Source organism: Nostoc sp. CHAB 5715 (assembly GCF_020829685.1).
In the GTDB taxonomy this organism is placed as follows: domain Bacteria; phylum Cyanobacteriota; class Cyanobacteriia; order Cyanobacteriales; family Nostocaceae; genus Nostoc.
Window position 1 is genome coordinate 1 of record NZ_JAIVFR010000521.1, and the last position, 5,308, is coordinate 5,308.

Below are 5,308 nucleotides of genomic sequence, written 5' to 3' on the forward strand. Positions count from 1 at the left end.
GGCAGGCAAACCTGAATTGATCAAGGATGTTGAGTACAAACTGACCTATGGAGTAGGTAACGTACTTTATACATTACCTACTAATTATGATGTTTATCGGCAAGTAGTAAAAGCTTACCCTCAAAGAACTCCTTTGGAATTGACTCTGGGTGTGAATGATAATTCAGTAGAGAAAGCTGAACCTGTCAGCAAGTAGTGACCCGCTCGTTACGTATTCAGCAAGAAGTTAGAGATCAAGACTGAATTGCTTTTCAATAAAAGATTGACAGTAAAGTATAAATCAAAGGGTCAATAATGATCTAATTTAATTTCTGCTGCGTTGATAAAAAAGATTTCAAAAATTCTTCTTAGGGGCTATATGGGGGCTATATATACCCCAACAATAGTTAAAGACTTTGGTGAGATTTTGACCCCTATATAGGGTGCATATAGGTGCTAAATGGGGTATATTTGACTGGTTCAGATTTTGTACCCCACTTAGCCCCCAAGGGGTTATGATAAGCTCTTGAGGCTGGAGAAAAAACGCAGAGGAGCTGAGGAGCAGGGGAGCAGGGGAGCAAGAGAAAGTTTTTGCATTAACAATTATTAGTTATCGGTGTAAGAAAAACTAATTATTCTGCTGAAGGTCAGAGTTCTCCATTTTTAATAGTAAATAGTAAACACTAAGAACTGTTTTAATTCTCTCCTCTGCTCCTCTGCTCCTCTGCTCCCCTGCTCCCTTGCTCCCCCACTCCCCAAAATTATCTGAACAGATAGCTTTCACAAATCAAAGTGTATTACCTTTGTCTTTATGTCAAACATTCATACGTTGCAAAAAATTTTTCCTGCGGGTTTCGATAACGGTTACGGCAGCCTCAAACTTTTAGTCGATGGCTTTGAAGTGGTTCGTGTCCCCAGCTATATAACCAATGCCGAGATGGAAGACGTACCAGGGAGGGTAGTTTTTAACGGTAGTGCTTATACAGTGGGAGAATCAGCTTACCGGACAGGAAATTATTTTGACCGGAATACCGATAACAATGAAAACAAAGTCAACAACGCATTATTGACTTTATTTGGTGCGTTGGCACATCTGCCACACCGTAAGGCTTGGCACTTAAAATTAGTCGTCAGTTTACATGATGTTGGTCTGGCTGAAGAACTACAAAAAGTACTAAATGGAGAATATCAGCCAATACTTGCTGGCAAACAAATTTCACCAAGTTTACAGATAGTGGATTTGCCAGATAGCTTAAAAGTCCAAGCTGACTATGGTTTGACTGTACTCAAGGACGCGAATCCTGGAGGTTCAAAACTAGCTGATTACATCCTTTCACCAACTGGGCAAAAAATCCTCGCCAAGTATGGATTTAATAGTCCGAAGTCAGTTCCCGAATCTCAAGGAGTTGGTGGAATTTTACTTGCTGTGAGTGTAGCTTTTGCCTTGCAGAGAAAGTTGATTGCTGCCAAACAGCAAAAATTTGAAGTGAGCGATGCCTGCGGCGGGCTACGCCTACGCAACTTGTAGGTGAGTAAACACCTGTATATATCAATTTAACTGGCAAAGGAACAACAGCAACTCGAATTCTCACACACTTGAGTTCCCAGACATTACTGAATTAAAAACGATGAAAAAGTACTTACTTACTGCCTCACTAACTACTTGTATTTTTCATATCTCCCTTACTAATCAAACTTTAGCTGCTACCTTTGGAGAGATATCTCGAACAGAACCTGATAAAGTTACTTTATTCGGTGCTGGTAGCTTGAGGGGTGCGCTTTCGGAAGTAGCTAAAAACTTTGAAAATGTAGCTGATGTGACCGTAGAAACAAGCTTTGCCTTTTCTGGTTTACAGCGTCAACGCATAGAGAATGGCGAAAAAGCTGATGTCTTCGCTAGTGCAGATATTAGCAACCCCCTGACCTTATATCAAAAGGGCCTGAGTGGGCCAGTGGTAAACTTTACTAGCAATCGTTTAGTGGCAGTTACCAATTCAGACTCGGAATTAACAACCGATAACTTTTTGCAACAATTCCTGAGTAATGTTGAAAAAATAGGTACATTCCCACCTGTATCAGATCCTTTGGGTGCTTATACACAAGATGTTTATCGTAAAGCAGATGCCATCTTACCAGGAAGCTTACAAAACCTAAATGAAAAATCTATTTTTTTCACGCAGGAGTTAGTACCGCCTGACAAATTTACATCAGGAGGTCTTATAGCTTGGGGTCTGCAAGAAGCTCCTCCAGAATTAAAAGTAGATGCATTTATATCGTATTACACTAGTGCGCTTGCGGCATTACAGATTTCACCAAATTTGAAAGTTGTGGAATTGCCGAAAAACTTAGCAATCAAAGCAGATTATGGCTTGACTGTACTGAAAGATGCTAGTCCTAAAGGTCAAGAATTAGCTGATTACATTCTGTCACCAGATGGGCAAACAGTGCTGGCTAAATATGGATTTAGTCCTCCAAGTATTACTCCTAAACCTGTTCCTGAACCTAATGCTATAGGTGGCGTGTTTCTTGCAATTGGTATAGCTTTTGCACTGAAGAAAAAACAAGTATTTGCTAAAAAGCAATTAGTTAAACTAGGCGGCATCGCCACGGCAAAAAAACGATTAATCTTATTTAATTTGGAATCAAGCTGTTAGTAAAATCAAGGACAAAACAAACTATGAATAGTTTTCCTACTACACCAATTCATATACAGAATAAAATTTGATGTTGAAACCAATATTTGTCACAAAGCTTATTGCTCTAGGATTAGGATTGGCTACATTATGTACTCCTACTCCTACTGAAGCCGCTGTCTTGACTTATCAAGGTGATACTACAAATCAACCGACTTGGCGGCGTACTGCACCAGGCGATCCTCCTGTTCTAGTAAGTGGTGAAAGAGACGGAACAATGGGTATGATCGTACCCTACAGCGTTTTTCAGTTTGTAATTGAAGAATCAGGTTTGTATACATTTGGTAGTACTGTACCCGGAGCTACATCACCTGTTGATGGAACATGGGATAATTTTCTAGTTTTATATCAGGACAGTTTCAATCCAACCAAGCAATTGACTAATGTCCTCATTGCAAATACTACTCCTAATAACGGTAGTCCGGCATTCAGCAGACAACTAACCGCTCAACAAAATTATTTTTTAGTAACAACTGGTCGGCGAGTAACTGACTTTGGTGCTTTTACTAACACAATTAGCGGTTCGGGCAAAATCGTAGCAGTTCCCGAATCGGATTCAACACTTGGCACATTAGCTGCTGTTGGTGCTGGTTTACTTCTGTATAACCGAAAACGAGCTAGTGCAAACATAGTGAATTAACTGCGTACACCACAGAGGTTGCCATAGGTATCGTCTTGGCGATTTGAACCGTATTGGCGTAGGTGGAGAGCGACTTGTCGTCAGACATCGCTGCTTTCTAAAGGCAGCATCCTATATATTAGAGAAACTGACTAGTACAGCACGGCGTAAATAAACCACCCATTCCAAATCAATTAAACGCTTACGGTGCATTAATTTTGAATTTTGAATTTTGAATTTTGAATTCCGCCTTGCGACTAGGATAATTGGCGATCGCAATGAGTGCCCTGCCGTAGCAGCCTTTTATCTTTTTTTAGTCTTTTAATATTGCAGAAAAACTGGAAAAGTCGGAATTTGCCAATTCCTCATTACTCATGAACGCAACCACTACCAATCCACAAAGCTACTATACTCGTATCCTGAGCCTAGCTATAGCAGTTTTATTACTGTTACTGGGCATATTTGCCAGTATTGCCTACGGTGCTGCTGACATTTCTACCTCCCAAATACTTACTGCCTTTACCAACTTTGATGACTCCACCGAACACATAATTATCCGCTCGATGCGTCTACCGCGTACACTGATTGCAACTATGGTTGGTGCGAGTTTGGCTATAGCCGGGGCGTTAATGCAAGGACTGACTCAAAATCCCTTAGCTGCCCCTGGTATCTTGGGGATCAATGCAGGTGCAGCTTTAGCAGTGGTAATAATGGTCTTTGGCTTGGGTACATCTTCACCAGCCCTGATTACTCTTGTAGCATTTTTGGGAGCATTGTTAGCAGCGATCGCAGTTTATTGCCTTGGTTCTCTGGGACAAGGAGGTGCAACACCATTGAACTTGATTGTTGCTGGTGCAGTCCTAACTGCTTTGCTATCTTCAATAACTACAGGTGTACTGATTTTAAGTGAGCGAACTCTTGAAGAAGTCCGCTTCTGGTTAGCAGGTTCTCTAGCAGGACGAGACTTCAATCTATTTCTAACTGTGCTGCCCTGGATGATAGTAGGATTATTAACAGCTTTTGCCTTGAGTAGACAGATCAATGTTCTCAGTTTAGGAGAATCGATAGCTACAGGCTTAGGTCAGCAAACAGGTTGGATCAAGTTGGCAACAGCATCGAGCGTTGTCATATTGGCAGGGAGCGCTGTAGCACTAGCAGGGCCTATCGGCTTTGTCGGTCTGGTTGTTCCCCATCTGGCGCGGGGAGCGATGGGTGTTGATTATCGTTGGGTGTTGCCTTGTGCAGCTGTATTTGGTGCAGATTTACTACTATGGGCAGATTTAGCAGCCCGTTGGTTAATTAGACCCCAAGAATTGCCTGTTGGCGTGATGACAGCAATGTTAGGAGCGCCCTTTTTGTTATATCTAGTGCGTTGGCAGGTGAAAAGAGGATGACAACGATTGCTCTTGGTGATTGTCACAGTGCAATTCGTTTACAATACAAGAGTTCACTTTTAACTTTCGGTGATAGGTTAACCAAAATGCCGATTAACTGGCGTGAACACGTTGTAAGTAGTTCAGATGTACTGCGAGGTAAGCCCAGGATTAAGGGAACGCGCATTCCAGTTAGCCTGATTTTGGGCTATTTAGCTGCTGGCAAGACTGACGATCAGATTCTTCAAGAATTTCCAGATTTACAAAAAGAGCAGATATTCGCATGTTTGGATTATGCGCGTGATTTGGCAAATTTTGAGACGGTTGCATCGTGAGCTTAACGTTTTTCATTGATCAATGCGTCCCAGTTTCCATTGTGCAGTTTTTGCAAAATAGCGGTTATGATGTGTTGATTTTGAGAGACTATATTCTCATCGAGTCTCCCGATGAAATTGTGATTGCCAAAGCACAGGAATTGGGTGCAATTTTAGTTTCACTAAATGGAGATTTTGCTGACATTGTCACATATCCTCCTGCTAATTATCTAGGAATTATTTCGATCCAACTTCGGAACCATCCAGAAATAATTCCTCTACTGATGCAGAGGTTGATTGATTATTTGTCTAACCACAGTGATATGGAAC

Annotated in this window: 6 protein-coding genes and 1 pseudogene; all 7 read left to right on the forward strand. The window is 41.4% G+C overall.

Going from position 1 to position 5,308, the window contains the following annotated elements:
• Positions 1–196, forward strand: a pseudogene (locus tag LC574_RS24935) (hypothetical protein); the annotation flags it as partial.
• A 594-nt stretch (positions 197–790) separates the two neighbouring features.
• Positions 791–1,507, forward strand: coding sequence for a substrate-binding domain-containing protein (locus LC574_RS38235; RefSeq protein ID WP_267871668.1), 717 nt, complete (start codon positions 791–793; stop codon positions 1,505–1,507).
• A 100-nt stretch (positions 1,508–1,607) separates the two neighbouring features.
• Positions 1,608–2,633, forward strand: a complete 1,026-nt coding sequence (locus tag LC574_RS24950) for a substrate-binding domain-containing protein (protein WP_229456232.1) — start codon at positions 1,608–1,610, stop codon at positions 2,631–2,633.
• Positions 2,634–2,703: 70 nt separating this feature from the next.
• Positions 2,704–3,312: a PEP-CTERM sorting domain-containing protein gene (locus tag LC574_RS24955; protein ID WP_229456237.1), complete on the forward strand. Its 609-nt coding sequence runs from the start codon at positions 2,704–2,706 to the stop codon at positions 3,310–3,312.
• 353 nt (positions 3,313–3,665) lie between these two features.
• Positions 3,666–4,685 carry an iron ABC transporter permease gene (locus LC574_RS24960; protein ID WP_229456233.1) on the forward strand — a complete coding sequence of 340 codons (1,020 nt, stop codon included), beginning with the start codon at positions 3,666–3,668 and terminating at the stop codon, positions 4,683–4,685.
• Positions 4,682–4,999 (forward strand): DUF433 domain-containing protein, encoded by a 318-nt coding sequence (locus LC574_RS24965; protein ID WP_229456234.1) that lies wholly within the window; start codon positions 4,682–4,684, stop codon positions 4,997–4,999. Before LC574_RS24960 ends, LC574_RS24965 begins: the two co-directional genes overlap by 4 nt.
• On the forward strand, positions 4,996–5,308 hold a 313-nt coding region (locus LC574_RS24970; RefSeq protein WP_229456235.1), incomplete at its 3' end, for a DUF5615 family PIN-like protein. The genes LC574_RS24965 and LC574_RS24970, both read left to right, overlap by 4 nt.